At 61.0% G+C, this 25,399-nt stretch carries 24 protein-coding genes and 1 riboswitch; of the genes, 12 read left to right on the top strand and 12 right to left on the bottom strand.

Annotated elements, in window-relative coordinates; translation table 11 throughout:
• On the top strand, window positions 1–765 hold the full coding sequence (gene madM / locus KGA96_RS00965) for a malonate transporter subunit MadM (protein ID WP_046039286.1): 765 nt from the start codon (window positions 1–3) through the stop codon (window positions 763–765).
• Between the two features lie 158 nt (window positions 766–923).
• Here the strand turns inward: madM and KGA96_RS00960 are convergent, their stop codons facing one another.
• Window positions 924–1,838: a LysR substrate-binding domain-containing protein gene (locus KGA96_RS00960; RefSeq protein ID WP_046039288.1), complete on the bottom strand. Its 915-nt coding sequence runs from the start codon at window positions 1,836–1,838 to the stop codon at window positions 924–926.
• Window positions 1,839–1,969: 131 nt separating this feature from the next.
• Here KGA96_RS00960 and trhA point away from each other — a divergent pair, with 131 nt between their 5' ends.
• The gene (gene trhA / locus KGA96_RS00955; RefSeq protein ID WP_223511328.1) at window positions 1,970–2,587 is read left to right on the top strand and encodes a PAQR family membrane homeostasis protein TrhA; all 618 of its coding nucleotides are present in this window, start codon (window positions 1,970–1,972) and stop codon (window positions 2,585–2,587) included.
• Here the strand turns inward: trhA and KGA96_RS00950 are convergent.
• Window positions 2,584–3,501: a LysR family transcriptional regulator gene (locus KGA96_RS00950; RefSeq protein WP_046039291.1), complete on the bottom strand. Its 918-nt coding sequence runs from the start codon at window positions 3,499–3,501 to the stop codon at window positions 2,584–2,586. The two genes, trhA and KGA96_RS00950, sit on opposite strands and share 4 nt — an antisense overlap.
• Before the next feature lie 109 nt (window positions 3,502–3,610).
• Here KGA96_RS00950 and KGA96_RS00945 point away from each other — a divergent pair, with 109 nt between their 5' ends.
• Genes KGA96_RS00945 through KGA96_RS00935 form a run of 3 tightly spaced genes read left to right on the top strand, consistent with a single transcriptional unit; the run spans window position 3,611 to window position 6,162 of the window.
• The gene (locus KGA96_RS00945) at window positions 3,611–4,852 is read left to right on the top strand and encodes a D-amino acid dehydrogenase (RefSeq protein ID WP_223511326.1); all 1,242 of its coding nucleotides are present in this window, start codon (window positions 3,611–3,613) and stop codon (window positions 4,850–4,852) included.
• Between the two features lie 27 nt (window positions 4,853–4,879).
• Window positions 4,880–5,230: a RidA family protein gene (locus KGA96_RS00940; RefSeq protein WP_046039294.1), complete on the top strand. Its 351-nt coding sequence runs from the start codon at window positions 4,880–4,882 to the stop codon at window positions 5,228–5,230.
• A 29-nt stretch (window positions 5,231–5,259) separates the two neighbouring features.
• Window positions 5,260–6,162 (top strand): transporter substrate-binding domain-containing protein, encoded by a 903-nt coding sequence (locus KGA96_RS00935; protein ID WP_007975438.1) that lies wholly within the window; start codon window positions 5,260–5,262, stop codon window positions 6,160–6,162.
• A gap of 1 nt (window position 6,163) precedes the next feature.
• Here KGA96_RS00935 and KGA96_RS00930 read toward each other — a convergent pair whose 3' ends face one another.
• Window positions 6,164–6,883 carry a 16S rRNA (uracil(1498)-N(3))-methyltransferase gene (locus tag KGA96_RS00930; RefSeq protein WP_046039295.1) on the bottom strand — a complete coding sequence of 240 codons (720 nt, stop codon included), beginning with the start codon at window positions 6,881–6,883 and terminating at the stop codon, window positions 6,164–6,166.
• Window positions 6,884–7,103: 220 nt separating this feature from the next.
• Window positions 7,104–8,510, bottom strand: coding sequence for an adenosylmethionine--8-amino-7-oxononanoate transaminase (locus tag KGA96_RS00925; protein WP_223511324.1), 1,407 nt, complete (start codon window positions 8,508–8,510; stop codon window positions 7,104–7,106).
• Window positions 8,511–8,733: 223 nt separating this feature from the next.
• On the opposite strand from KGA96_RS00925, the gene KGA96_RS00920 reads away from it, so the two are divergent.
• From KGA96_RS00920 to KGA96_RS00910, 3 genes are all read left to right on the top strand, one after another.
• Window positions 8,734–10,485 (top strand): flavin monoamine oxidase family protein, encoded by a 1,752-nt coding sequence (locus KGA96_RS00920; protein WP_046039297.1) that lies wholly within the window; start codon window positions 8,734–8,736, stop codon window positions 10,483–10,485.
• 266 nt (window positions 10,486–10,751) lie between these two features.
• Window positions 10,752–11,303: a cytochrome b gene (locus KGA96_RS00915; protein ID WP_046039298.1), complete on the top strand. Its 552-nt coding sequence runs from the start codon at window positions 10,752–10,754 to the stop codon at window positions 11,301–11,303.
• Between the two features lie 32 nt (window positions 11,304–11,335).
• On the top strand, window positions 11,336–11,929 hold the full coding sequence (locus KGA96_RS00910; RefSeq protein WP_046039299.1) for a YceI family protein: 594 nt from the start codon (window positions 11,336–11,338) through the stop codon (window positions 11,927–11,929).
• 178 nt (window positions 11,930–12,107) lie between these two features.
• On the opposite strand, the gene KGA96_RS00905 is transcribed toward KGA96_RS00910, so the two are convergent.
• The 4 genes from KGA96_RS00905 to ahcY form a co-directional block, all read right to left on the bottom strand.
• Entirely contained in the window at window positions 12,108–13,976 is a 1,869-nt protein-coding gene (locus KGA96_RS00905) for a DEAD/DEAH box helicase (RefSeq protein ID WP_046039300.1), read from the bottom strand.
• A gap of 222 nt (window positions 13,977–14,198) precedes the next feature.
• Entirely contained in the window at window positions 14,199–15,017 is an 819-nt protein-coding gene (locus KGA96_RS00900; protein WP_223465280.1) for a substrate-binding periplasmic protein, read from the bottom strand.
• A gap of 192 nt (window positions 15,018–15,209) precedes the next feature.
• Window positions 15,210–16,055, bottom strand: coding sequence for a methylenetetrahydrofolate reductase [NAD(P)H] (metF, locus tag KGA96_RS00895; RefSeq protein ID WP_046039302.1), 846 nt, complete (start codon window positions 16,053–16,055; stop codon window positions 15,210–15,212).
• Between the two features lie 189 nt (window positions 16,056–16,244).
• Window positions 16,245–17,654 (bottom strand): adenosylhomocysteinase, encoded by a 1,410-nt coding sequence (gene ahcY, locus KGA96_RS00890; protein ID WP_046039303.1) that lies wholly within the window; start codon window positions 17,652–17,654, stop codon window positions 16,245–16,247.
• A 23-nt stretch (window positions 17,655–17,677) separates the two neighbouring features.
• Window positions 17,678–17,780, bottom strand: a riboswitch (S-adenosyl-L-homocysteine riboswitch).
• Between the two features lie 197 nt (window positions 17,781–17,977).
• Here ahcY and KGA96_RS00885 point away from each other — a divergent pair.
• A complete protein-coding gene (locus KGA96_RS00885) occupies window positions 17,978–18,382 on the top strand; it encodes an acyl-CoA thioesterase (RefSeq protein WP_046039304.1) in 405 nt (134 codons plus the stop codon).
• A 111-nt stretch (window positions 18,383–18,493) separates the two neighbouring features.
• On the opposite strand, the gene KGA96_RS00880 is transcribed toward KGA96_RS00885, so the two are convergent.
• Window positions 18,494–19,663 carry an MFS transporter gene (locus tag KGA96_RS00880; RefSeq protein WP_223465281.1) on the bottom strand — a complete coding sequence of 390 codons (1,170 nt, stop codon included), beginning with the start codon at window positions 19,661–19,663 and terminating at the stop codon, window positions 18,494–18,496.
• 218 nt (window positions 19,664–19,881) lie between these two features.
• Here KGA96_RS00880 and KGA96_RS00875 point away from each other — a divergent pair, with 218 nt between their 5' ends.
• Window positions 19,882–20,715, top strand: coding sequence for an EamA family transporter (locus tag KGA96_RS00875; RefSeq protein ID WP_223465283.1), 834 nt, complete (start codon window positions 19,882–19,884; stop codon window positions 20,713–20,715).
• Between the two features lie 31 nt (window positions 20,716–20,746).
• Window positions 20,747–21,130 carry an MAPEG family protein gene (locus tag KGA96_RS00870; RefSeq protein WP_046039307.1) on the top strand — a complete coding sequence of 128 codons (384 nt, stop codon included), beginning with the start codon at window positions 20,747–20,749 and terminating at the stop codon, window positions 21,128–21,130.
• A gap of 132 nt (window positions 21,131–21,262) precedes the next feature.
• Here the strand turns inward: KGA96_RS00870 and KGA96_RS00865 are convergent, their stop codons facing one another.
• Window positions 21,263–22,447, bottom strand: a complete 1,185-nt coding sequence (locus KGA96_RS00865) for a murein transglycosylase A (RefSeq protein WP_046039308.1) — start codon at window positions 22,445–22,447, stop codon at window positions 21,263–21,265.
• Between the two features lie 128 nt (window positions 22,448–22,575).
• Here KGA96_RS00865 and KGA96_RS00860 point away from each other — a divergent pair, with 128 nt between their 5' ends.
• Window positions 22,576–23,025, top strand: coding sequence for a c-type cytochrome (locus KGA96_RS00860; RefSeq protein WP_046039309.1), 450 nt, complete (start codon window positions 22,576–22,578; stop codon window positions 23,023–23,025).
• 191 nt (window positions 23,026–23,216) lie between these two features.
• Here the strand turns inward: KGA96_RS00860 and KGA96_RS00855 are convergent, their stop codons facing one another.
• Complete coding sequence (locus KGA96_RS00855; protein WP_046039310.1) at window positions 23,217–23,612, bottom strand: DUF1090 domain-containing protein; 396 nt, start codon at window positions 23,610–23,612, stop codon at window positions 23,217–23,219.
• A 96-nt stretch (window positions 23,613–23,708) separates the two neighbouring features.
• The gene (gene ligB, locus KGA96_RS00850; RefSeq protein ID WP_046039311.1) at window positions 23,709–25,388 is read right to left on the bottom strand and encodes an NAD-dependent DNA ligase LigB; all 1,680 of its coding nucleotides are present in this window, start codon (window positions 25,386–25,388) and stop codon (window positions 23,709–23,711) included.
• Window positions 25,389–25,399 lie beyond the last annotated feature (11 nt).

Raw genomic sequence — 25,399 nt, 5'->3', positions numbered from 1 at the left:
ATGTGGGATCTCATCAAGAATGGTCTGGAACATAACGGTCTGGTCACCGCATTCGCCTTCGTCGGCGTGATCATGTGGGTGTCAGTGCTGATTTCCAAACGCCTGACCTTCGGGCGTATCCACGGCTCGGCGATTGCCATCGTCATCGGCCTGGTACTGGCCTGGGTCGGCGGCACGATGACCGGCGGGCAAAAAGGCCTGGCGGACTTGACGCTGTTTTCCGGCATCGGGTTGATGGGCGGCGCCATGCTGCGGGACTTCGCCATCGTCGCCACAGCATTTGAAGTGCAGGCCACGGAAGCGAAAAAGGCCGGCTTGATTGGTGTGATCGCGCTGCTGTTGGGCACGGTGCTGCCGTTTATTGTCGGTGCGTGCATGGCCTGGGCATTCGGTTACCGCGATGCGGTGAGCATGACCACCATTGGCGCCGGTGCGGTGACTTACATCGTCGGGCCAGTGACCGGCGCGGCCATTGGCGCCAGTTCCGATGTGGTGGCGCTGTCGATTGCCACCGGTTTGATCAAGGCGATTCTGGTGATGGTCGGCACGCCGATGGCGGCGCGCTGGATGGGCCTGGATAACCCGCGCTCGGCGATGGTGTTCGGTGGGCTGGCCGGGACAGTCAGTGGCGTGACCGCCGGCTTGGCGGCGACGGATCGACGTCTGGTGCCTTATGGCGCGCTGACCGCGACCTTCCACACCGGGCTTGGCTGTCTGTTGGGGCCTTCGTTGTTGTTCTTTATTGTTCGGGGGATTGTCGGCTAGTCCAGTGACCGCTTTTTGTGGCGAGGGAGCTTGCTCCCGCTGGGCTGCGTAGCAGCCCTGAAATCTACCACCGAGATGAGTCAGGTAAATCCGGTGGCCTGATTTTACGGGCGCTTCGCACCCGAACGGGAGCAAGCTCCCTCGCCACAAGGGCTCCGTCAAACCTGCCGATTGGCATACATCCGACACTCCGCCAGCAACGCCAGCAGATTCGGATCACGCTCCTTGGCTTTGAGGAACACCACGCCAATGTGCTGCTGCAAGCGGTACTTTTCCTGCAACGGGATCAGCTTCACCCGGTTCTCGTATACCGCCGCAATCCGCCCCGGCAGCAACGCATAACCCACGCCCGAACTGACCATGCTCAGCAGGGTAAAAATGTCGTTGACCTGCATCGCCACCTTCGGCTCGAACCCTGCCTGCTCGAATACCCGCTTGCCGTCCTGATGGGTGGCGAAGCCCTGGGTCAGGGTGATGAAGGTTTCGTCGCGGACCTCGGCCAGGTCGACTTCGGTTCGCTGGGCAAACTTGGAATCGGCGGGTGTGGCGAGGAAGATGTCGTCGGAAAACAGCGGGATCTGCTCGCAATCCGGATCGTTGACACTCTCGTCCAGCGACACCAGGGCCGCATCGACTTCCATGTTCTTGAGCTTGTAGAGCAGGTCGATATTGGAGCCCAGAATCAGGTCGATGTTGAGCTCGCTGCGGCGGATCTTCAAACCCATGATCAGTTGTGGCACGGTCTTCACCGTCAGTGAATACAGCGAGCCGAGTTTGAAACGTTCGGCCGAGAACCCGGCGGCTTCGCGGGTCAGGCGCACGCTTTCGACGACATCCTGAATCAGCTTCTGCGCCCGTTCTTCCAGCACATAAGCGCTTTCCAGCGGCGTCAGGCTGCGGCCTTCGTGCTTGAACAAGGGGCAGCGCAGGGCGCTTTCCAGTGAATGGATCGCCCGATGCACGCTGACGTTGCTGGTCTGTAATTCGGCAGCGGCCCGCGCCAGGTTACCGGTACGCATGAAGGCCAGGAACACCTCGAGTTTTTTCAGGGTCAACTCTTCATCGATCAGCATGGGGCGGACTCTTTTTGGAATGACTCGATTGTGCCCAATTACGCCAGGCTCGTCGTACAGAAACATTGCGCTTTTACGCTTGAAGCCTGAGCCTTGCGCTCTGCGGCAATGAAATGCGAGGTAAGCAACGCATGTATCACGGGGAAAGACTGAACGCCTGGACGCATCTGCTCGGGGCCGTGGCGGCGTTTATCGGCGGGGTGTGGCTGATTGTGCTGGCCAGTCTCGACGGCAGCCCGTGGAAGATCGTCAGTATGGCGATCTACGCCTTCACCTTGCTGGTGCTCTACAGCGCATCGACCGTGTACCACAGCGTGCGCGGGCGCAAGAAAGCGATCATGCAGAAGGTCGATCACTTTTCGATCTATCTGTTGATCGCCGGCAGCTACACGCCGTTCTGCCTGGTGACCCTGCGCGGGCCGTGGGGCTGGACCTTGTTCGGGATTGTCTGGGGATTGGCGCTGATCGGCATTCTGCAGGAGATCAAGCCGCGTTCGGAAGCGCGCATTCTGTCGATCGTGATTTATGCGGTGATGGGCTGGATCGTGCTGGTGGCGGTCAAGCCGCTGCTTGCGGCGCTGGGTGGCGTCGGGTTTGCGTGGCTGGCATCGGGCGGGGTGCTGTACACCGTGGGGATTATCTTTTTTGCCCTCGATCATCGCCTGCGCCACGCCCACGGGATCTGGCATCTGTTCGTGATCGCCGGGAGCTTGCTGCATTTTGTGGCGATTTTCTTTTATGTCCTTTAAGGCTGTACCGGGACCAGGCGATCCAGCTGCTCCCGGGCTCGACGGCTGAATACCTGCAACAGGTCGTTCAAGGTGTGGGGCGGTGGTTCGGCGACGCGGGTCACTGCGTACAGGGTGATGGGTAGCGGCGGTGCCAGAGGGCGGATCGTTGTGGTGGCGGGAGAGGCGCCAAGGGCGGTGAACGGATCGATCACCGCCAGGCCCGCACCGGATTCCACCATCGCCCGTGCCAGTGAGTAGGTTTGCACGGCGATGCGTACCCGGGGCGGCGGTTCGACCGCTTCCAAGTAACTGTCGAGCCGCGCGGCCAGTGGATCGGCGCTGGATAAACCGATCAGCGGCGCATCTGCCAGCGCCATCAGCGGCAACGGTTTACCCACCTCTTCCTGAGTCCAGTAACCACTCGGCGCCAGCGCCACCAGCACGCCGGACGCCAGCGCCTGGGCCTTGAGCCCCGGGTGATCCGGGCGTTGCAGGGTCAGGGCGACATCCACTTCGCGCATCAACAGGTTCTGCACCAGTTCGCGACTGTGGGCGCTGGAGAGTTCGCAAACGATGTCCGGGTAACGCCCGGTCCATTCGTGAATGGCCGGCGGCAGCAATGACAGGGCCAGCGCCGGGGTGGCACCGATGCGCAGGCTGTGGCCAGGCTCGCGGCGCAGGCTCTGCGCCAGGCGTCGCACGCCTTGCAGGCTTTCGCTGACCTTGTCCACTTCGCGCTCCAGCTCCAGCGCTTCCGGCGTCGCCTGCAATTTGCCGCGTACCCGCAGGAACAGCGGAAAACCCAATTGTTGCTCGGCGTGCTGCAACACCTTGCTCACCGCCGGCTGCGAGACGTGTAGCAATTGCGCGGCAGCGCTGATCGAACCGGTCTGGCGGATGGCCTGGAAAATCTCGATATGGCGAAGGCGCATGGCAAGTCCATAACCTTTGTTTATGGGTTTGCCATCTTTATGCATTGTTCAACGTCTGTCACCTGGCTCTAACCTTGGCCTCGTCTTCACAACGGTTTTAAGGACGGACATGGCTCAGCGTGTGTGCATCATCGGTGGCGGCGTGATTGGCCTGGCAACGGCTTATGCGCTGGTGCGCGACGGCTTTGAGGTGACGGTGGTTGAGGCGCGTTGCTCGCTGGGCAGCGAAACCAGCTTCGCCAACGGCGGCCAGTTGTCCTATCGCTATGTCGCGCCCCTGGCCGACGCCGGTGTGCCTTGGCAAGCCATCGGCTGGATGCTGCGCGGCGATTCACCATTGAAGCTGCGCCCGCGCTTCGACCCGGCCCAGTGGCGCTGGATGGCGTCGTTCCTCGGCGCCTGCCGCCGCTCGGTCAACCGCGAGAACGCCGCGCACTTGCTGCGCCTGGCGCTGTTCAGCCAGGACACATTGAAGTCCTGGCGCGAGGACGATGGACTGGCGGGATTCCAGTGGCGGCGCAATGGCAAACTGGTGACTTTCCGCCGGAACAGCAGCTTCGAGCATGCGCGCCAGGGCCTGGCCGACCCGCAGCAACAGCAAGTGTTGTCACCGGCCGAATGCGCGCAGCTGGAACCGGCGCTGATAGATGCGCCCTTTGTCGGGGCGATCTACACCCCGGACGAAGAGGTCGGCGATTGCCACGGTTTTTGCCAGCAACTGGCCGCCCGGCTGCAAGCGTCCGGCTGTTGCGAGTTTCGTCTCGGGCAAGCGGTGACCGGCATTCGCCACAGCAATGGTAGCGTCAACGCCATTGAGCTGGGCGAGCAAGTGCTGCCGGTCGATCAACTGGTGATCGCCGCCGGTCACCGCAGTCCGCTGTTGGCGCTACCCGGGCTTCAACTGCCGCTTTATCCGCTCAAGGGCTACAGCCTGACCGTGCCGATCGGCATCGGTCACCGGGCACCGGACGTGAGCATCACCGACTACGACCGCAAGATCGTCTATGCCCGCATCGGCAAGCAATTGCGGGTGGCGGCGATGGTCGACATCGTCGGCTTCGACCCTGCTTTGGACCCCAAGCGCCTGGCGCTGATCAAGCGTCAGGCCCACGACACCTTTCCAAATGCCGGCGCCTATGACGAAGCCGTCGAGTGGGCCGGCATGCGCCCGGCCACCCCCAGCGGCGTGCCGTTACTGGGCGCGACGGCGTATCGCAACCTGTGGCTCAACCTCGGCCACGGTGCGCTGGGTTTTACCCTGGCATGCGGCAGCGGGCGCTTGCTCAGCGAGCTGATCGGCGAGCGCCGGCCTTCCATCGACCTGCGCGGTTTCAACCACCGGGCCGCCTGAACACCGATTTCTGAAGAGGAGACCGCAATGACCATTACCCGACTGCACAGCAACCCGCGCCTGTCTGGCGCCGTGACCTTTGGCGACCTGGTGTTTCTCTCCGGTCAGGTGCCGGGCGATGCCCTGGATGCCAGCGGCCAGACCCGCGAAGTGCTGGCGAAAATCGATACCTTGCTGGCCGAGGCGGGCAGCGACAAGGATCATCTGCTCAGCGCGACCATTTACCTGAAGAACATCACCGAGGATTTCGCCGCGATGAACGAGGTCTGGTCGGCCTGGCTATCGCCGGGGCAGGCACCGAGCCGCACCACCGTGCAGGCCGAACTGGCCCGACCGCAGGTGCTGGTGGAAATCACCGTCATCGCTGCACGCGTCTGATAAACCAACACCCACAACGGAGAATAACAATGCAAAAAATCACGTTGCTCGCTTGTACGCTTGGCCTGTTGCTTGGCAGTCAGGTTCAGGCCAATGAAGCGCCGCTGACCGGCACCCTGAGCAAGATCGCCAGCGCCAACAGCATCACCCTGGGCTATCGCGATGCTTCGGTGCCGTTCTCCTACGTGGGTGATCACAGCGGCAAGCCGATGGGTTACTCGGTGGATCTGGCGGGCAAGATCGTCGAGCGCATCCAGCAGCAACTGGCGCTGCCAGACTTGAAGGTGAAGTACAACCTGGTGACCTCGCAGACCCGCATTCCACTGGTGCAGAACGGCACCGTGGACCTGGAGTGCGGCTCCACCGGCGTGACCGCCGAACGGCAGAAGCAGGTGGCGTTCTCTTATGGCTTCATTTACGTCAAAGGCCAGTTGCTGACCGCGAAGGACAGTGGGATCAAGAGCTTCGCTGACCTGCGCGGCAAGAACGTGGTGACCACCGCCGGCACCACCAACGAGCGCTTCCTGAAAAGCTACAACGTCGATCACAAGATCGACATGTTCGTGATCAGCGCCAAGGACCACGGCGAAGCCTTCCAGATGCTGCAATCGGGCCGGGCGGTGGCGTTCTACATGGACGACGCGCTGCTCTACGGTGAGCGCGCCAAGGCCAATGACCCGCACAAGTGGGTGGTGGTCGGGGAGGAGCAATCGCGGGAGATCTACAGCTGCATGGTGCGCAAGGACGATCCGCAGTTCCTGGCGCTGGTCAACGGCGCGTTGGCGGATCTGTACAGCTCGGGCGAGATCAATGGCATCTACAAACGCTGGTTCGAGCAGCCGATCCCACCGAAGGGTTTGAACCTTGAGTTCCCGATGACCAGCGAACTCAAGGCGATCATTGCCAAACCGGTGAGTGATCCGGTGCAGTAGCCTAGAAATCACCCCAGAGTTGCTGGGCCACCGCCAGTGCAACAACCGGCGCGGTTTCGGTGCGCAGCACCCGTGGACCGAGGCGGGCGGCGTGGAAGCCGCTGGCCTTGGCCTGATCGACTTCGGCATCGGACAAACCACCCTCCGGACCAATCAGGAATGCCAGACTTGAAGGTTTGGCATGGCTCACCATCGGCTCAGCCACCGGATGCAGCACCAGCTTCAATTCGGCTTCGGTCTGCTTCAACCAGTCAGCCAACAACAGCGGCGGATGAATCACCGGCACTCGCGAGCGCCCACATTGTTCACATGCGCTGATCGCCACCTGGCGCCAGTGCAGCAGGCGTTTGTCGGCGCGCTCGTCCTTGAGCCGGACTTCGCAGCGTTCGGTGAAGATCGGGGTGATTTCAGTGACGCCCAGTTCCGTGGCTTTCTGGATCGCCCAGTCCATGCGCTCGCCCCGGGACAGGCCCTGGCCGAGGTGGATTTGCAGGGGCGACTCGATCTGCCCGGCGAAGCTTTCATCGACCTGCACTACGACGCGCTTTTTGCCGACCTCGACCAGCCTGGCGCGAAACTCCTGGCCCGAACCGTCGAACAACTGCAACGCATCGCCCTCGGCCATGCGCAGCACGCGGCTGATGTAATGGGCCTGGGCTTCGGGCAACTCATGCTCGCCGATGCTCAGGGGGGTGTCGATAAAGAAGCGGGACAGTCTCATGCTGGGTCTCTACTGAATCTAATGTTCGGCATCGTAAATGTGTCGAAGTAGCTTTTTGTGGCGAGGGGGCTTGTCGGACCGCCGCACCGCCCCGTTCGGCTGCGAAGCAGTCGCAAATCCTGCTGATGCGATTGATCCGGGGAAACCGGGTTGCCGGATTTGGGGTCGCTACGCGACCCAACGGGGGCAAGCCCCCTCGCCACAGGGTAATCAGTGACTGTCAACCCGGATCACGGAACCCCGGATGGAAGTCCTTCGGCACTGCCACGCTGACACTGTCACGGGTCGCAATGTCGATCCCTTCGCTGGCCACTTCGGCAAGGAAGTCGATCTGCTCCGGGGTGATCACATACGGCGGCAGGAAATACACCACGCTACCCAACGGACGCAGTAAAGCACCGCGCTCCAGGGCGTGCTGGAACACCTTCAGGCCGCGGCGTTCCTGCCATGGGTAAGCTTCCTTGCTGGCCTTGTCCTTGACCATCTCGATGGCCAGCACCATGCCGGTCTGGCGCACTTCGGACACGTTCGGGTGATCGACCAGGTGCGCCGTCGACGAAGCCATGCGCTGGGCCAGGGCCTTGTTGTTCTCGATGACGTTGTCTTCTTCGAAAATATCCAGGGTCGCCAGGGCCGCTGCGCACGCCAGCGGGTTGCCGGTGTAGCTGTGGGAGTGCAGGAAGGCGCGCAGGGTCGGATAGTCGTCGTAGAAGGCGCTGTAGACCTCGTCTGTGGTCATGCACGCCGCCAGCGGCAGATAGCCGCCGGTCAGGGCCTTGGACAGGCACAGGAAATCAGGGCGGATGCCGGCCTGTTCGCAGGCGAACATCGTCCCGGTACGGCCGAAGCCGACGGCGATTTCGTCGTGGATCAGGTGCACGCCGTAGCGGTCACAGGCTTCTCGCAGCAGCTTGAGGTACACCGGGTGGTACATGCGCATGCCACCGGCGCCCTGGATCAGCGGCTCGACGATCACTGCCGCGACCGTGTCGTGGTTTTCGGCCAGGGTCTGCTCCATGGCCGCGAACATGTTGCGCGAGTGCTCTTCCCAGCTCATGCCTTCGGGGCGCAGGTAGCAGTCCGGGCTCGGCACCTTGATGGTGTCCATCAACAGCGCTTTGTAGGTTTCGGTGAACAGCGGCACGTCGCCCACCGACATCGCCGCCATGGTTTCGCCGTGGTAGCTGTTGGTCAGGGTAACGAAGCGCTTCTTGTTCGGCTGATCGCGATTGAGCCAGTAGTGAAAGCTCATTTTCAGCGCGACTTCGATGCAGGACGAGCCGTTATCGGCGTAGAAACACCGGGTCAGGCCTTCCGGCGTCATCTTCACCAGGCGCTCGGACAACTCGATCACCGGTTGATGACTGAAGCCAGCAAGGATCACATGTTCGAGCTGGTCGACCTGGTCCTTGATGCGCTGGTTGATCCGCGGGTTGGCGTGGCCGAACACATTGACCCACCAGGAGCTGACCGCATCGAGGTAGCGTTTGCCTTCGAAGTCTTCCAGCCACACGCCTTCCCCGCGCTTGATCGGGATCAGTGGCAGTTGTTCGTGATCTTTCATCTGGGTGCAGGGATGCCACAGCACGGCGAGGTCGCGTTGCATCCAATGATTATTCAGGCCCATTTTCACTCTCCTGGAGGTGGTCCGTGACCAGCGCGGACAAACAATCGCGCAAGCCTATGCAATGCGTGCCACGGGGACAACCCATTGTGTCGAATGAGCTACTTTGTACAGGCCGATAGACGTTGCTGGCGGGCGTCTGACGGCTGACGTATCCTTCGCGGTTCTTGAGCCGTCTGGCTCGCAAAAACTGCTGTTTTCCTCGTGTGATTCCGGAGTTCGCTGAATGTCTGTCGGTTGGCTGCGCGCCTGTGCGCTGGTGATGTTGGGGCTGTTCAGCGTGTCTGCGCTGGCCAAGGATAAAACCGCGATCGTGATCGGCGGCGGCCTGTCTGGCCTGACTGCCGCGTACGAGCTGCAGAACAAGGGCTGGCAGGTCACCCTGCTGGAAGCCAAGTCGAGCCTGGGCGGCCGCTCCGGCATGGCCACCAGCGAGTGGATCGGCAACGACAAGGCCCAGCCGGTGCTGAACAAGTACGTATCGACCTTCAAGCTGAGCACCACGCCAGCCCCTGAGTTCGTGCGGACCCCAGGCTACCTGATCGATGGCGAGTATTTCTCCGCTGCCGACCTGGCGACCAAGCAGCCGGCCACCGCCGAGGCGCTCAAGCGCTTCGACAAGACCGTGGACGACCTGGCGCGCTCGATCGACGACCCGCAGAACCCCGCAGCCAACAACACACTGCACGCGCTGGATCAGATCAACGTGTCGAGCTGGCTCGACAAGCAGAACCTGCCAGCCACCGCTCGCCAGCTGATCAACCAGCAGATCCGCACCCGCTACGACGAACCTTCGCGCTTGTCGCTGCTGTACTTCGCGCAGCAGAGCCGTGTCTACCGTGGCGTCTCCGATCGTGACCTGCGTGCTTCGCGCCTGGTCGGTGGCAGCCCTGTGCTGGCCCAGGCCCTGGTCAAACAGCTGAAAACCATCAAGACCAGTTCCCCGGTCTCGTCGATCATTCAGGACAAGGACGGCGTGACCGTCAAAGTCGACAACGTCGGCTATCAGGCAGACTACGTGGTGCTGGCCGTGCCATTGCGCGCCCTGAACAAGATCCAGATGACCCCGGCGCTGGATGCCCAGCACCTGGCGGCGATCAAGGGCACCAACTACGGCTGGCGCGACCAGATCATGCTGAAGTTCAAGACGCCAGTATGGGAGCCCAAGGCGCGCATGTCCGGCGAGATCTTCAGCAACACCGGCCTGGGCATGTTGTGGATCGAACCTGCCCTGAAGGGTGGCGCCAACGTGGTGATCAACCTGTCCGGCGACAACGCGCGGGTGATGCAGGCATTCGGCGACAAGCAGATGGTCGATCAGGTGTTGATCCGTCTGCACGCGTTCTATCCACAGGCGCGTGGTTCGTTCACCGGTTATGAAATCCGTCGCTACAGCACCGACCCGTCGACTGGCGGCGCCTACCTGGCCTTCGGTCCGGGCCAGATCAGCAAGTTCTGGCGCCTGTGGGAACGCCCGATTCAGCGCGTAGCCTTCGCTGGCGAACACACCGACACTCTGTACCCGGGCACCCTGGAAGGCGCGCTGCGTACCGGTCAACGTGCAGCCAGCCAGGTTGAAGACCTGGCGGCGGGCAAGTCGTTCGAGCCGGCGAAAGTGGGTCCGGCCGCCGCAGCGGCGGGCGCTGGTGCGGTGGTGGCGAAGAAAGGCAATTTCTTCAGCAACCTGTTCGGCGGCTCGGATGACGAGAAGAAGCCAGAGCCGGTCAAGGCACCTGAGCCGGTAGCTCCGGCAACTCCGGCACCTGCTCCAGCTCCGGTTGTTGCACCGGCTCCGGTCGAAGCGCCGAAACCAGTAACCCCGGCAAAAGCCGAGCCGGCCAAGAAAGCTCCGGCGAAACCGGCTGCCAAGACCGAGGCGAAAAAAGCCCCGGCCAAGGCTCCTGTGAAGAAAGCCGAGCCGGTGAAGAAGCCAGTGGCTAAACCCGCGGCGACTCCGACAACGGATGCCAAGGCGTAGTAAGCCCCGGGCATAAAAAAAACGCGGCGTAAAAGCCGCGTTTTTTTATGCCTGGAGAAATCTGGGCACACAATCGAATAAACCTTTGGCAGGAAGTGTTATTGAATTGGGCTACATTTTTGTACACACATTTGCCGTTAATCTTTTCTTAACTCGCCTGTTTCAGACTCTTGATCGTATTTCTCGATATTTCAAAGCAAAATTTTCCGCTTTAATTCGATAGATAACTCGATAGTCTTGGGCCAGCACTTACAGGGATCTAGGCAATGCAGCTACGTAACTCTACCTCCCGCTACGGCTGGGTCAGCATCTTCATGCACTGGGGCGTGGCACTGGCCGTGTTCGGTTTGTTCGCCCTTGGGCTATGGATGGTTGGCCTCGGCTATTACGACCCATGGCGCAAGGAAGGGCCGGATCTGCACAAGAGCATCGGTTTGATCCTGCTGGGGGTCATGGTATTGCGCGTGTTGTGGCGTTTCATCAGCCCGCCGCCGCCAACCCTGGCCAGCTACAGCCGCATGACGCGACTGGGCGCCATGTTCGGTCATGCCTTTCTGTATTTCTGTCTGTTCGCTGTGATGATTGCCGGTTACCTGATTTCCACCGCAGAAGGCGCCGGGATTCCGGTGTTTGACTGGTTTGAAGTGCCTGCCCTGGTTTCCGGACTACCGGACCAGGCAGATAACGCCGGTGCGATTCACCTCTACCTGGCGTGGGTGCTGGTAATTTTTTCCGGCCTCCATGCGTTGGCAGCATTGAAACACCACTTTATCGACCGTGATGTGACCCTCAAGCGAATGCTGGGTCGCAAAGCCTGAAGTTCAACCTCGACTCCCAAGGAAAACAAAGCATGTTGAAAAAGACTCTCGCCGCTCTGGCCATCGGCTCCGCTCTGCTGTCCGCCAACGTGATGGCGGCTGACTATGTTGTAGACACCACAGGCCAGCACGCCTTCGTTGACTTCAAGATCAGCCACCTGGGCTACAGCTTTATCACCGGTACCTTTAAGACCATGGACGGCAAGTTCAGCTTCGACGCTGCCAAGCCTGAAGACAGCAAGATCGAGTTCAACGTGAACCCCGCCAGCGTCTTCACCAACAACGCCGAACGTGACAAGCACATCTCCAGCAAAGACTTCTTGAAAGTGGCTGATTTCCCTAAGGCCACGTTCGTGTCCACCAGCGTTAAAGCCACCGGTAAAAACGCTGCTGGCAAAGACACGGCCGACGTGGCCGGCGACCTGACTATTGCTGGCGTAACCAAGCCAGTCGTGATCAAGGCCACTTTCCTGGGTGAAGGCAAGGATCCATGGGGCGGCTACCGTGCAGGCTTCGAGGGCACTACCAGCATCAAGCGTTCCGATTTCGGCAAGATGATGGACCTGGGTCCACAGTCCGACGCAGTCGATCTGTACATCTCGTTTGAAGGTGTTAAAGCGAAGTAATGCTGAGACTGTAGGAGCGAGCCTGCTCGCGATAGACCTGAGAGCGCCGCGGAGCATCAGGCTTGCAGCGTTATCGTTGACGACCATCGCGAGCAGGCTCGCTCCTACAGGATGTCATCAGCCATAAAAAATGCCCCGGACCTTTTGGTTCGGGGCATTTTTTCATTGCAGCGATAACTCAGCGATTGCGGGTCAGCAGCGCTGGTTTCTCACCACGAGGACGGCTTGGCAGTTGATCCAGCTGCTCAGGTGTCGGGAAGCGGTCAGCCTTCGACTCCTTGTGCATGATCTTCGGCGCGGGACCGCGCGGGTTCTGTACGGCGGGTTCCGAACGCGGCTGGTCGTCACGGGCCGGACGGCGATTGCGCGAGTCTTCGCGGCGGGCCTGGCCGTCGCGCGGTGCGCCACTGCGAGGACCGCTACGCTTGGCCGGTGGGGTGCCGGTGCTGGCGCCTTCGCTGTTGCGCGGACCGTTCTGGCGACCTTGTGGCTTGCCGGAACGTGGAGCGCCCGAACCTGCCGCAGTGCCTTGTGCCGGAGCACCCGGACGGCGACCACGGCCTTGCGCGGGTTTCTGCTGCGGCACGTAGTCGACGCGGTTACCGAAGTTATCGACATCGTCGTCCAGGAACTCGTCCGGGGCACGATCAGAGGCGGCACGAGGAGGCTGCGACGGACGCTGTTCGCGAGCCGGAGTGCCTTCACGTGGCTTCTGCTGACGGGCAGGGCGCTCGCCGCGTTCGCCGGCCGGTTTTTCCTTGCCCTTGTCTTTGCCTTTGTCCTTGCGACCGCCGCCGCCACCGCTGCCGTTCGGACCGTCGCCGCGCGGGCCACGTGGATTGCGTGGGTTACGCATGTCCGGACGTTCGCGCACTTCAGGTTTCTCGGCTTCCACGGCACTCGCATCGAAGCCCATCAGGTCGCCGTCGGCGATTTTCTGCTTGGTCATGCGTTCGATGCTTTTCAGCAGTTTTTCTTCGTCCGGGGCGACCAGCGAAATCGCCTCGCCCGAACGACCGGCACGGCCGGTACGGCCGATGCGGTGCACGTAGTCTTCATCGACGTTCGGCAGCTCGAAGTTGACTACGTGTGGCAACTGGTCGATGTCCAGACCGCGAGCGGCGATGTCGGTGGCGACCAGGATGCGTACTTCACCGGCCTTGAAGTCGGCCAAGGCTTTGGTGCGGGCGTTCTGGCTCTTGTTGCCGTGGATCGCGACGGCGCTCAGGCCGTGCTTGTCCAGGTACTCGGCCAGGCGGTTGGCACCGTGCTTGGTGCGGGTGAACACCAGCACCTGTTCCCAGGCGCCAGCGGTGATCAGGTGCGCGAGCAAAGAACGCTTGTGGCTGGCGGCCAGGCGGAATACGCGCTGTTCGATACGCTCGACCGTGGTGTTCGGCGGCGTGACTTCGATGCGCTCCGGATTGTGCAGCAGCTTCCCGGCGAGGTCGGTGATGTCCTTGGAGAAGGTCGCCGAGAACAGCAGGTTCTGGCGTTTGGCTGGCAGACGGGCCAGGACCTTTTTCACGTCATGGACGAAGCCCATGTCGAGCATGCGGTCGGCTTCGTCCAGCACGAGGATTTCCACGTGTGACAGATCGACGCTGCCTTGGCCGGCCAGGTCGAGCAGGCGCCCAGGGCAGGCCACCAGCACGTCTACGCCACGGGACATGGCCTGAACCTGCGGGTTCATGCCGACACCGCCGAAGATGCAGGCGCTGACGAACTTCAGGTCACGGGCATAGACCTTGAAGCTTTCATGCACTTGCGCGGCGAGTTCGCGAGTCGGGGTCAGGACCAGTACGCGCGGCTGGCGCGGGCCGTGACGCTGGGATTTGTCCGGGTGACCGTTGGGGAACAACCGCTCCAGAATCGGAAGGGCGAAACCGCCGGTTTTACCAGTACCTGTCTGTGCCGCGACCATCAGGTCGCGACCTTGCAACACGGCGGGAATGGCCCGCTGTTGCACCGGAGTAGGCTCGGTATAGCCCGCTGCCTCGATGGCGCGGACTAAAGCCTCGGAGAGACCGAGGGAAGCAAAGGACATGAGTAATCCTGTTCTAGTTAGGGCTTGGCCCAATGGGAGTCTTGCCTGGCGCGAATCGCGTTTAAGAGGACGCAATCCCGTCCGGTCCTGCTGGGTCTCGAAGGCTCGTCTGCAAGCGCTCGCGCGGGCTGAAAGCTGCGCAGTAGCGGGGTTGAGATGCCATTAACGATTCCGAGCGTCCGGGCGTGAGCCTGGCGGGAAGGCCGGAGTATAACAGAGCAATCACTGCGCGCCGCTTTCCTGCTGCTCAACGGTTTTTTCCGTGGCTACCGTGGTCTTTTCGGTTTTCACGCTGGCTGCCGGTTCCGCGCCGTAGCGGGCACTCAGTTCAGCGTAGGCGGGCTCGCGCTTGAAACGTTTGAGTTCGGCGCCGAAACGCTGCACCAGCAGATCCATGCCCGCATTGCGCCGTACCGCGAGAAACTGGCTTTGCTGGCTGATGATCGTAGGGTTTTCGGTGATCTTGTTGCGGATTCCCAGTTCGTCGAGCAAATGCTGGCCGACCCGGCGGTCGGTGATCAGCAGGTCAATCCGCCCGCGTACCAGTTTGCCGAAGTTGGCTTCATGGGTGGGGGCCGGCTCGCGGGTGAACAGCGTCGAATCGCTGAAGTCCTTGCTGTACAGGTAACCCGGCGAGGTGCCGATGGTCAGGCCGCGCAAGTCATCGAGGGTGCGAAACGGATGGGGCCGTTCATTGGCGTAGAACATCACGAACTGGACTTCAGACAGTGGTTCGCTGGGGTAGAGCAGGGTCGCATCGCGTTCGTCGCTGTGAAAGATGTCCAGCGCGCCGTCGGCCTGGCCTGACTCCAACATCGACAGGCAGCGTTTCCATGGCAGGAATTGCCACTCCACTTCGATGCCCAGGCGCTTGAAGACAATGGCGGTGGTTTCGTAGTCCAGGCCCAGGGATTTGCCGTTGTTGTCTTCGTATACGTAGGGCGCCCACGGTTCCGTGACAATGCGCAGCTTCTCGCCCCGGGCGGTGAAGCTCAGGCAAGTGAAGACAAGCACGGCGATTAACTGCGTGATCAAAGGCATGGGCTGAGATTACGACGAGAAACCGGAAAGAGCCAGAAACTGACCGCAGAAGCTCTAACTCCGTGGATTGCTGCACATTAATAGTGCGCTGAAAGCAAAAGATCGCAGCCTGCGAAAGCTCCTACAGGAGCTGCCGAAGAATACGATCCTTTGAACTTGCTTGTCGCTTTCAGCTTGAAGCTTGCAGCTGCTTCAACGCGGCAACTTCAGGTTGTTCCACACCGCCAGGCTCGCTTCAGCCTGGTTCAGGGTGTAGAAGTGCAGGCCTGGAGCGCCACCCTGCAGCAGTTGTTCGCACATCTCGGTGATGACCTGTTCGCCAAAGCGCTGAATGCTCTGGGTGTCGTCGCCGTAGGCTTCCAGTTGCTTGCGGATCCAGCGCGGGATTTCCGCACCGCAGGCATCGGAGAAGCGCGCCAGCTTGCTGTAGTTGGTGATCGGCATGATGCCCGGCACGATCGGGATGTTCACACCCAATGCCCGCACGCGTTCCACGAAGTAGAAGTAGCAGTCGGCGTTGAAGAAGTACTGGGTGATCGCACTGTCGGCGCCAGCGTTGGCCTTGCGCACGAAGTTGGCAACATCGTCTTCGAAATTGCGCGCTTGCGGATGCATTTCCGGGTAAGCGGCGACTTCGATGTGGAAGTGATCACCGGTTTCTTCACGAATGAATTCAACCAGGTCATTGGCGTGGCGCATTTCACCGCTGGCCATGCCCATGCCCGAAGGCAGGTCACCGCGCAGGGCGACGATACGCTTGATGCCGGCGGCCTTGTACTGGGCCAGCAGGCCACGCAGGTCAGCTTTGCTATCGCCCACGCAGGACAGGTGCGGAGCGGCAGGGATTTTGACTTCGCTTTCGAGCTGCAACACGGTGTTCAGCGTGCGATCACGGGTCGAACCGCCGGCGCCGTAGGTGCAGGAGAAGAAATCGGGGTTGTAGGCGGCCAGCTGGCGAGCAGTGGCGAGCAGCTTTTCTTGCCCAGCATCGGTCTTCGTAGGGAAGAACTCGAAGCTGTAGCGACGATCTTGGGACATGGAGGGAACCTCCAGCTACAAGCTGCAAGCCACAAGCTGCAAGAGAAGCGGAGGTGCGCTCGTCTCTTGTGCCTGGAACTTGCTGCCTGACACTGTTTTGGCAAATTGGGGCAAAACTGCGGGCTTCGTGCGGCAAGATCGGCTTTTGGCCTGTGCTTGCCGCTTGAAGCTCAAAGCTTGCAGCTGCTCTTAGTAGCGGTAAGCGTGCGGCTTGAACGGACCTTCGACGGTCACGCCGATGTAGTCGGCCTGGGTCTTGGTCAGTTGAGTCACAACGCCGCCGAAGCCGCGGACCATTTCCAGGGCCACTTCTTCGTCGAGTTTCTTCGGCAGTACTTCAACGGTCAGGCGCTCGGCTTTCTTGGCTGGCGACAGGTCGGCGTACTTCTGGCCGAACAGGAAGATCTGAGCCAGAACCTGGTTGGCGAACGAACCGTCCATGATGCGGCTCGGGTGGCCAGTGGCGTTACCCAGGTTAACCAGACGGCCTTCGGCCAGCAGGATCAGGTAATCGTCGTTCTGTGGGTCGAAATCGCCAGCGCCGGTGCGGTGGATCTTGTGAACCTGCGGCTTCACTTCTTCCCATGCCCAGTTCTTGCGCATGAAAGCGGTGTCGATTTCGTTGTCGAAGTGGCCGATGTTGCAGACAACAGCACGCTTCTTCAGGGCCTTGAGCATGTTTGCGTCGCAAACATTGACGTTACCGGTGGTGGTCACGATCAGATCGATCTTGCCCAGCAGTGCCTTGTCGATGCTCGCTTCGGTACCGGTGTTGATGCCGTCGATGAACGGCGAAACCAGTTCGAAACCGTCCATGCAGGCTTGCATGGCGCAGATCGGGTCGACTTCGGAGACTTTGACGATCATGCCTTCCTGACGCAGGGACTGGGCCGAACCCTTGCCCACGTCGCCGTAGCCGATGACCAGCGCTTGCTTGCCGGACAGCAGGTGGTCGGTGCCGCGCTTGATCGCATCGTTCAGGCTGTGACGGCAGCCGTACTTGTTGTCGTTCTTGCTCTTGGTTACCGAGTCGTTGACGTTGATGGCCGGGATTTTCAGCTCGCCCTTGGCCAGCATGTCCAGCAGGCGGTGAACGCCGGTGGTGGTTTCTTCGGTCACGCCGTGGACGCGGTCCAGAACGGCTGGGTATTTCTTGTGCAGCAGCTCGGTCAGGTCGCCGCCGTCGTCGAGGATCATGTTGGCATCCCAAGGCGCGCCATCTTTCAGGATGGTTTGCTCCAGGCACCACTCGTACTCTTGCTCAGTCTCGCCTTTCCAGGCGAAAACCGGGATGCCGGCAGCGGCGATGGAAGCGGCGGCCTGATCCTGAGTCGAAAAAATGTTGCAGGACGACCAGCGCACTTCGGCACCCAGGGCAACCAGGGTTTCGATCAGCACGGCAGTCTGAATGGTCATGTGGATGCAGCCGAGGATCTTCGCGCCCTTGAGCGGTTGCTCTTCGGAGTACTTGCGACGCAGACCCATCAGGGCTGGCATTTCAGACTCGGCGATGATGGTTTCGCGACGGCCCCAGGCAGCCAGGGACATGTCGGCGACTTTGTAGTCGGTAAAATCTGCAGGCGTGTTGACAGCGCTCATGAAGAGCCTCCATTCGTAATGTATGCGAATGGGCGCCGTTGTGCGTTTAGTGTCCAGCCAGTGAAGGCCAGGCAACGCCCCATCCGAGCCTGACAGGTCGAACCTGCTGCAGCGCCCCTCGGACAGGTGGCGGGAAAACGGTAGCAATTGAAGATGACCGTTTTGAAACGGTGGCGATTATAGCTTTCTTTGAGCGGCAAGTTGCAAGCTGCAAGCGACAAGTTGCAGCGGCAAGTTGCAAGCGGCAAGCTACAAGAAATAGCCGCTCGACGATCAACTTGCAGCTTGTAGCTTGCCGCTTGAAACTGCTTTCAGGAGTGAACATGAACTTCCACACCCGCAAATGGGTAAAACCCGAAGACCTCAACCCCAACGGCACGCTGTTCGGCGGTAGCCTGCTGCGCTGGATAGACGAAGAGGCGGCGATCTACGCCATTGTCCAGTTGGGCAACCAGCGTGTGGTCACCAAGTACATTTCCGAAATCAACTTCGTCAGCGCCTCGCGCCAGGGCGACATCATCGAACTGGGCATCACGGCGACCGAATTCGGCCGCACTTCCATCACCCTGACCTGTGAAGTGCGCAACAAGATCACCCGCAAGAGCATCCTCACCGTTGAAAAAATGGTGTTCGTGAACCTCGGTGAAGACGGCTTGCCGGCGCCTCATGGTCGGACAGAGATCAAGTACGTCAAGGATCAGTTCAAGGATGATGACGCCGGTCAGTGAGATCGGTGATGTCCCCATCGCGAGCAGGTCGAATCATCGCTCCCACATTGAGCCGCGATCCCTTGTGGGAGCGAGCCTGCTCACGAATGCGGCATACAATCAAGGTGATGCTCAGCCCACCAAATCAAGCGCAGTCGCACCGCGACGCTGGCGATAGATGAAGAACAGTGCAGTCAACACGGTCAGCCCGCTGACCAGTGCACCGGTCCACGGCAAGTCCGCAAGGTCCGCGCCGCTGGCCACCACCAGCCCGCCGATCCAGGCGCCGGCCGCGTTACCCAGGTTGAAGGCGCTCTGGTTCAGTGTCGAACCCAGGTTCGGTGCCTCGTGGGCCTGATCGATGATCAGCAGTTGCAGGATCGGGCACAAGGCAAAGGCAAACGTCCCCCACAACACCAGTGTGATTGCCGCCGGGATCACCGAATGGCTGGTTTGCGTGAATGCCGCCAGCACCAACAGCACCGCCAGCGCCATGCCCACCAGCGAAGGCAGCAAGCGGCTGTCCGCCAGACGACCACCGAGCATGCTGCCGGCGGTCAAGCCCACGCCGAACAATAGCAGCATGATGGTGACGCCGTGAGGGCTGACTCCGGTGATGTCCTGCAGGATCGGTGCAATGTAAGTGAACACACTGAACAGGCTGGTTGAGGCCAGCACGCTCATGCCCAGGGCCAGCAGCACGTTGGCCTTGCCCAGTACCTTGAACTCGCTGGCCAGGTTGGCTTTATCCATCGCGATGTTTTTCGGCAGCCAGACCCATTGCGCAATCGCCGCCAGAACCCCGATCACCGACACCGCCCAGAAGGTCGAGCGCCAACCTGCGTATTGCCCGAGTGCGGTGCCCAGTGGCACGCCGAGCACATTGGCCAGGGTCAGACCGGTGAACATCATGGCAATCGCCTGAGCCCGTTTGTTGGGTGCCACCAGCCCGGCAGCCACCACCGAACCGATGCCGAAAAATGCGCCGTGGCACAGTGCCGTGATCACGCGCGCGGCCATCAGCGTGGCGTAGTTCGGCGCCAGTGCGCAGAGCATGTTGCCGAGAATGAGCATCAGCGTCATGCCCAACATCGTGGCCTTACGTGGCATGTTGGCGGTGCCGACCGCGAGGATCGGAGCACCGAACACCACGCCCAGGGCGTAGCCGGTGATCAGCAATCCGGCATCGGGAATGCTCACGCCGAGGTCGCGGGCGACATCGGGCAAAAGACCCATGATGACGAATTCAGTGGTGCCGATGCCGAAGGCGGCAACAGCGAGGGCAAGCAAAGCGAGTGGCATGCGCAAGGTCTCTGTCGGTAGTCTTGACGCTGTGATCAGGCATACGCAGGCCGACGACCGTTCTCGACGAGAGCGGGTCGGGCAGAATTTTTATTGGAATTAGTCTGTGCGCAACTGAGTGCGGCGTGGTCACTTGCAGTATAAGCAGCCACTGAAGTATGGCGAATCAATTCTCGGCGCCCCTATAAGGATCGTGGAGACAACAAAAGGAGTAGGCCGTGCTTGCGACGGCGTTGGTGTTGGTGGCGGCGCTGTTGCATGCGGCGTGGAATACCCTGATCAAGTTCAGTGCGGAGCGACTGTTGGTGGTGGCCTGCATGGACAGCGTGGCGCTGCTTTTTGTCGCGCTGATGCTGCCGTTCCTGAGCGTGCCGCCACTGGAGATCTGGCCGTGGATCCTGGCGTCGGCGGCGTTCGAGTTGCTCTATCGCTATTTGTTGATCCAGGCCTATCGGGTCGGTGACCTCGGGCTGGTCTATCCATTGATGCGCGGCCTGTCACCGTTGGTGGTGCTGGCGCTGACGCTGATCTTTGCCGGGGAGGTGCTGACCCATCAGCAGATCTTCGGAATCCTGCTGATCCCGTTCGGCATGCTGTGCCTGCTCTGGCAGGGCGGCGGCGGAGCGCGCCTTCCATGGTCGATGCTACCGGTGGTGGCGCTGATCGGTCTGTGCATCGGTTGCTACACCTACATCGACGGTCAGGCATTGCGGCGCTGGTCCCATCCACTGGATTACCTGGTCTGGGTCACCTTGCTCAGTGCCTGGCCGTTTCCGCTGTTGGCGTTGGTGCGCAAGCGGCCCGCGTTCATGTTGTTCTGGCGCGAGCAGTGGCGACTGGGCCTGGCCGTCGGGTTTTGCGTGTTGTTCAGCTACGCTCTGGTGCTGTGGGCGATGCAATTGGGCTCGATTGCAGAAGCGGCGGCGTTGCGCGAGATCAGCGTAATTCTGGTGGTGCTATTTGGCATGCGTTACCTGAAAGAACCTTTTGGCGGACCGCGCCTCTTAGCTTGTGGGCTGGTGCTGATCGGCATTTTGGTCATGAAATTTTGACTGTTCTGAAACGTGAAGAAGGGACTGCTTTATGACGGTTGCTCTGTGGTGCATTTTGATCGCGATTCTCCTGCCGTATGTGTGTACGTGGGTCGCCAAGATCAGTGGCGGGTTCAGGTTGAGAGACAACCATGACCCCCGGGATTTTCTCGATTCGCTGGAAGGCTTGGGCAGGCGCGCGAATGCGGCGCAACTGAACAGCTTTGAAGTGATCCCGGCGTTCGCTGCGGCAGTGATCGTAGCGCACCTGGCAGGCAATGCCGAACTGGTGACGATCAATGTGCTGTCGGTGTTGTTCATCACCAGTCGCCTGCTCTACATCATTTGCTACCTGGCGGACTGGGCGACGCTGCGGTCGCTGGTGTGGTTCGTGGGGATGGCGTTGATCGTGAGTTTTTTTGTGGTGTCGGTCTAAACGATCTTCAGGGTTTTTGCCGGCCTCATCGCGAGCAGGTCGAATCGTCGCACCGTCGCTCCCACATTGGAACGCGTGTCTTCTGTGGGAGCGAGCCTGCTCGCGAAAGCTATCTAACGGTCAACACTCGCCTCAGGGCTTGGTCTTCTCTGCATCCGCCACCTGCGGTACTTGTGGCAGCGCAGCACCTTTGGGCCAGAGCATCCAGATCTGTCCCTGCTGTTTCATGTCCCCGGCCAGTTGCCCGGCCGCATCGCCGGTGCCCCAGAACAGATCCGCCCGAACCTCGCCGGCAATGGCGCCGCCGGTGTCCTGTGCTGCCACCGGGCGAACCAGTGCAGTGCCGTCCGGTTTGGTGGTCGATAACCACAGCAGACTGCCCAGCGGAATTACCTTGCGATCCACCGCCGCGCTGTAACCGGCAGTCAACGGTACGTTCAGCGAGCCGCGCGGACCTTCGTTGCTGTCCGGGTTGCGGGTGAAGAATACGTAGCTGGGGTTGCTGCCGAGCAGTTCGGGAATCCGCGACGGATTGGCCTTGGCCCAGGTGCTGATGGCGCCCATGGTCACGTCTTCTTTTTTCAACTCGCCCTGTTCCACCAGCCAGCGGCCGATCGGTCGATACGGATGGCCGTTCTGATCGGCGTAGGCAATGCGCAACTGGCGACCATTGTCGAGCTGGATACGGCCCGAACCCTGGATTTGCAGGAACTGCAGGTTCATCGGATCGGTCAGCCAGGCCACGACCGGCGCCTTGACCCCTTTGCTTTCGATGGTTGCCGCATCGTCGTACGGCTTGAGCACACGACCTTCGAGTCGACCGCGCAGGCGCTTGCCCTTGAGTTCCGGGTAAATGCTGTCGAGGGCGACGATGATCATGTCTTCGGGGACGCCATACACCGGCACACTGGCAACGCTGGTCTGGGTCAGACTGCCGGGGTAAACCGGTTCGTAGTAACCGGTGATCAAACCGTTGGAGTTGTCGTTGGCAGCGCGCAGGCCATAGACATCGAGGTTCTGCTTGAGAAAACCGCGAATGTCGCTGGCGGTTTGCGGCACGTTGGCAGCCGCTACGCAGGTGCCACCCCAGACCGGGTCGGCCTTTAGTCGGGTGCAGGCGCTGCGCCAGGAACCGAAACCGGCGACCAGGTCGCTGTCGGACACCGCCGGCAGCGCTTCCCATGTGGCGCTGGAGTAGGTGGCCAGGGCGTGGGTTTTCGGTTGTTTGTTGTCGCCACCGGTGCAGCCTGCGAGCAGGGCCACCATCGGCAGGGTCCAGGCCAGGCTGTGACGCCAGGCCTTGAAACGGCTGTTCATGGAGTGATTCCTTTGCCGGTTGCCTGAGCGCTCCATGTGCTCAAGCAACCCTTGTTGATAATAGGGCTATTGGTCTTTGCCGATGACGCGAGGATACTGGCCGCCGTTTCCCGTGACCTGAAGCCACCATGACTTTTAAAAGACTTTCTGTTGTATTGCTGGCCTGCCTGACGTTGTCCGCTTGTGGCGGTGTCGACCCCAACTCGCCGCTCGGCCAGCGCAAGGCCATTTTCAAGCAGATGCTCAAGACTGGCGAAGACCTGGGCGGCATGTTGCGTGGACGCATTGCGTTCGATGGTCCGAAATTCGCCGAAGGCGCGGTGAAGCTCGATGCGTTGTCCCGTGAGCCGTGGCAGCATTTTCCGCAAGTGCGCGAGGAAGATCACACCAGCGCCAAGAGCGATGTCTGGGAGCAACAGGCACGCTTTCAGGCAATGGCCCGCGACCTTGAAAGCGCCACCGGTGAATTGGTGATCGCCAGCCAGGTCCAGCCCTACAAGGCCAGCAACCTGGGGCCGGTGGTGCAGAAAGTCGAAGATGCTTGCAGTGCTTGTCATAAGGCGTTTCGGGATCATTGATTCTCGGCTGCGACGGTCTGTTGTTGTGGCGAGGGAGCTTGTCGGAGCGCCGCATCGTCCCGCTCGTCTACGCAGCAGGCGTTAGTTGGCAGTCGGGTTCGATCTGATGTTCAGGATGGCTGGTTTGGGGCTACTTCGTAGCCCGGCGGGAGCAAGCTCCCTCGCCACGGTTAGCCTTGGGTGTTGCTTGTTTATTTATCCAGCTCATCCAGTGCGTTCTGCAATTCCTTGCGGGCATCGGCGAGTTTGTCTTTGCGCTTGTTGATCTTGTCGGGGTCGCCTTTGCTCATGGCCTTGTCGAGGTCCGCCTGACGCTTGCTGACTTCGTGCTTGGCGTCGAGCACCTTGTTTTCCCGTTCCTTCTTCAGCGAGGCGTCGGTGCAGTTCGCTTCGACTTCGCTCAGGGCCTTTTCCAGGCCGGCCTGCTGGTCGGCATTACCGTGGACCTTGGCCAATTCGATCTGGTTGATGATTCCTTGCTTCTTGGCGGCGCAACCGGTCAGCCCTGGCGCTTCCTCGTCCGCCATCAACGGGGTGGCCAGCACGCTGCAAAGGGTCAACAGGGCGAGCGGTGAAAGAAATTTCATAAAAGCTCCATGTAGGAAAGCAAGCAGGCCGGTGTGGCAATGGCTTGTTGGAGCCCAGCGGTCCCTTGGGGTTCCCGGTGGGCGCAGGGCCGACAGCTAAAAGCCGTCAATCCCCGCATCACGTAATGTTTCACTCAAGGCCAGGACCTGCGGATCGCGGAAAAATGCGTTCAGTTGCGCTGCGCGCCCTGGCCCGATATCGGCCTCGGCCCGCCATTGTTCGATGTTTCGCTCTGCCAGTACCTGCCATGAATCGCCGAGATGCGCCTGGCCTGTCGGTGGTAATCCCAAGGCTTTGAGCCAGTGCGCGAACGGGCGTTGCCGGGCCTGGTTGAAGCCGTCCGCAAGGCGAGCCGCACTGCGCTCGCCGAAACCGTCAATGGTAGCAAGCTCTTGGGCATCGAGGGTCAACCAATCCAGCAGACCGTTCAGGCGACCTGTTGCAAGAAGTTTTTCCCAAGTACCCGGACCCACATTGGGTAGCGCCAGGCCCTGCTTGCTGCTGAGCCAGGTCAGGCGCGCGAGAAACTGGCTCTCGCAGCCCGGAGTCGGTTGCCAGCAACTCAATAAATGGAAGTCTGCTGCCAGCGGTGTGTTCAATTCGGCGCGTTCGCTGCTGCGCAATACAACGCTATCGAGCCTGGGAATGGTCAGCCCGGCCAGGCTGATGGCGACCTGATCACCCGGGCGTATGTCCAGCGCCTGCCAGCGTTGCAACGAACCGACGCTGACGTGTTTGATCTGCCGGTCATCGAGCTTCACCGGGGTCAGTTCAAGTACCGGAGTGATCCGCCCGGTCCGGCCGATTTTGAAGTGAACCTGGCGGACTTCGGCCAGTGCCTGGGCGAAGGGGTATTTCCAGGCGATGGCCCAGTAGGGCGACCTGGCCTGCCAGCGCTCAGCGGCTGGGCGCTGGTTTTGGCGCAGGACGATGCCGTCGCTGGCAAAGGGCAGGGCAGAGCGATACCAGTGCTCGCGCCAGCGTTCGGCATCGACAGCGGAGGCAATGGGCTGGCTGTATGTCGTGGTACTCGGGAAGCCAAGCGCAGTCAGCGCCGCGGCACGCGCGGGCACGCTCGCCGGCCCTTGGGGCCAGTCCCAGACAAACAAGTCGATGTTGGCGGCCTGTTCGGCGCTCAAGACCTTGCGCGCCATCAGGCCGGCCACCGAGCCACGAGCATTGAGGCTACCGGCCCGGGCCTGCACATGATCGGTCAGGCGCCAATACAGTTCGCCTTGCACGATCAGGTCCCGGGCCTGCGGTAGCCGTTGCGGGATGGCCGGAATCTGCCGTGCAGGAAGCGTCCAGTCCTGACCACTCTTGCCGTCACCACGGCTGATGGCCTGGGCCAACAGACCGTTGCGGTAAACCAGGGTCACCGCCACGCCATCGATTTTAGGCTGGACCCAGACGTCCACCCGGCCACGCAGCCATTTTTCCACGGCGGGCTGATCGTGCAGTTTGTCCAGGCCAGTGTGGGCGATAGGGTGGGGCAGTGTGCCGCGTGCAGTGCGCAAGGGGTCTGCGGACGGGCTCAGGTTGAAGCAGTGGCGCCATTGGGTGAGTTGGGCGCGGGACTGGTCGTAGAGTTCATCGGCGACCAGTGAGCGTCCCTGGCGGTGATAGCTGTCGTCCCAGAGGTCGACTTGCTGTTGCAGTTTGTTGACTTCAATCAGGGCGCGTTCCGGCGTCCAGTCGGGGCACTCGGCGGTATTGGCGGTCATGTGGGTAAAGAACAGTAGAACGGCAAAAAACAGGCGCAGGTGGGGAAGCATCTTGAGCGTCC

It is taken from the genome of Pseudomonas sp. GL-R-26, assembly GCF_019947365.1.
GTDB lineage: Bacteria > Pseudomonadota > Gammaproteobacteria > Pseudomonadales > Pseudomonadaceae > Aquipseudomonas.
This window is presented reverse-complemented; position numbering and strand designations above follow the sequence as displayed.

Excerpts from the sequence above, each read along its gene's own strand:
- madM (WP_046039286.1), top strand. The coding sequence starts at position 1 with ATGTGGGATCTCATCAAGAATGGTCTGGAACATAACGGTCTGGTCACC.
- KGA96_RS00960 (WP_046039288.1), bottom strand. The coding sequence starts at position 1,838 with ATGCTGATCGATGAAGAGTTGACCCTGAAAAAACTCGAGGTGTTCCTG.
- trhA (WP_223511328.1), top strand. The coding sequence starts at position 1,970 with ATGTATCACGGGGAAAGACTGAACGCCTGGACGCATCTGCTCGGGGCC.
- KGA96_RS00950 (WP_046039291.1), bottom strand. The coding sequence starts at position 3,501 with ATGCGCCTTCGCCATATCGAGATTTTCCAGGCCATCCGCCAGACCGGT.
- KGA96_RS00945 (WP_223511326.1), top strand. The coding sequence starts at position 3,611 with ATGGCTCAGCGTGTGTGCATCATCGGTGGCGGCGTGATTGGCCTGGCA.
- KGA96_RS00940 (WP_046039294.1), top strand. The coding sequence starts at position 4,880 with ATGACCATTACCCGACTGCACAGCAACCCGCGCCTGTCTGGCGCCGTG.
- KGA96_RS00935 (WP_007975438.1), top strand. The coding sequence starts at position 5,260 with ATGCAAAAAATCACGTTGCTCGCTTGTACGCTTGGCCTGTTGCTTGGC.
- KGA96_RS00930 (WP_046039295.1), bottom strand. The coding sequence starts at position 6,883 with ATGAGACTGTCCCGCTTCTTTATCGACACCCCCCTGAGCATCGGCGAG.
- KGA96_RS00925 (WP_223511324.1), bottom strand. The coding sequence starts at position 8,510 with ATGGGCCTGAATAATCATTGGATGCAACGCGACCTCGCCGTGCTGTGG.
- KGA96_RS00920 (WP_046039297.1), top strand. The coding sequence starts at position 8,734 with ATGTCTGTCGGTTGGCTGCGCGCCTGTGCGCTGGTGATGTTGGGGCTG.
- KGA96_RS00915 (WP_046039298.1), top strand. The coding sequence starts at position 10,752 with ATGCAGCTACGTAACTCTACCTCCCGCTACGGCTGGGTCAGCATCTTC.
- KGA96_RS00910 (WP_046039299.1), top strand. The coding sequence starts at position 11,336 with ATGTTGAAAAAGACTCTCGCCGCTCTGGCCATCGGCTCCGCTCTGCTG.
- KGA96_RS00905 (WP_046039300.1), bottom strand. The coding sequence starts at position 13,976 with ATGTCCTTTGCTTCCCTCGGTCTCTCCGAGGCTTTAGTCCGCGCCATC.
- KGA96_RS00900 (WP_223465280.1), bottom strand. The coding sequence starts at position 15,017 with ATGCCTTTGATCACGCAGTTAATCGCCGTGCTTGTCTTCACTTGCCTG.
- metF (WP_046039302.1), bottom strand. The coding sequence starts at position 16,055 with ATGTCCCAAGATCGTCGCTACAGCTTCGAGTTCTTCCCTACGAAGACC.
- ahcY (WP_046039303.1), bottom strand. The coding sequence starts at position 17,654 with ATGAGCGCTGTCAACACGCCTGCAGATTTTACCGACTACAAAGTCGCC.
- KGA96_RS00885 (WP_046039304.1), top strand. The coding sequence starts at position 17,978 with ATGAACTTCCACACCCGCAAATGGGTAAAACCCGAAGACCTCAACCCC.
- KGA96_RS00880 (WP_223465281.1), bottom strand. The coding sequence starts at position 19,663 with ATGCCACTCGCTTTGCTTGCCCTCGCTGTTGCCGCCTTCGGCATCGGC.
- KGA96_RS00870 (WP_046039307.1), top strand. The coding sequence starts at position 20,747 with ATGACGGTTGCTCTGTGGTGCATTTTGATCGCGATTCTCCTGCCGTAT.
- KGA96_RS00865 (WP_046039308.1), bottom strand. The coding sequence starts at position 22,447 with ATGAACAGCCGTTTCAAGGCCTGGCGTCACAGCCTGGCCTGGACCCTG.
- KGA96_RS00860 (WP_046039309.1), top strand. The coding sequence starts at position 22,576 with ATGACTTTTAAAAGACTTTCTGTTGTATTGCTGGCCTGCCTGACGTTG.
- KGA96_RS00855 (WP_046039310.1), bottom strand. The coding sequence starts at position 23,612 with ATGAAATTTCTTTCACCGCTCGCCCTGTTGACCCTTTGCAGCGTGCTG.
- ligB (WP_046039311.1), bottom strand. The coding sequence starts at position 25,388 with ATGCTTCCCCACCTGCGCCTGTTTTTTGCCGTTCTACTGTTCTTTACC.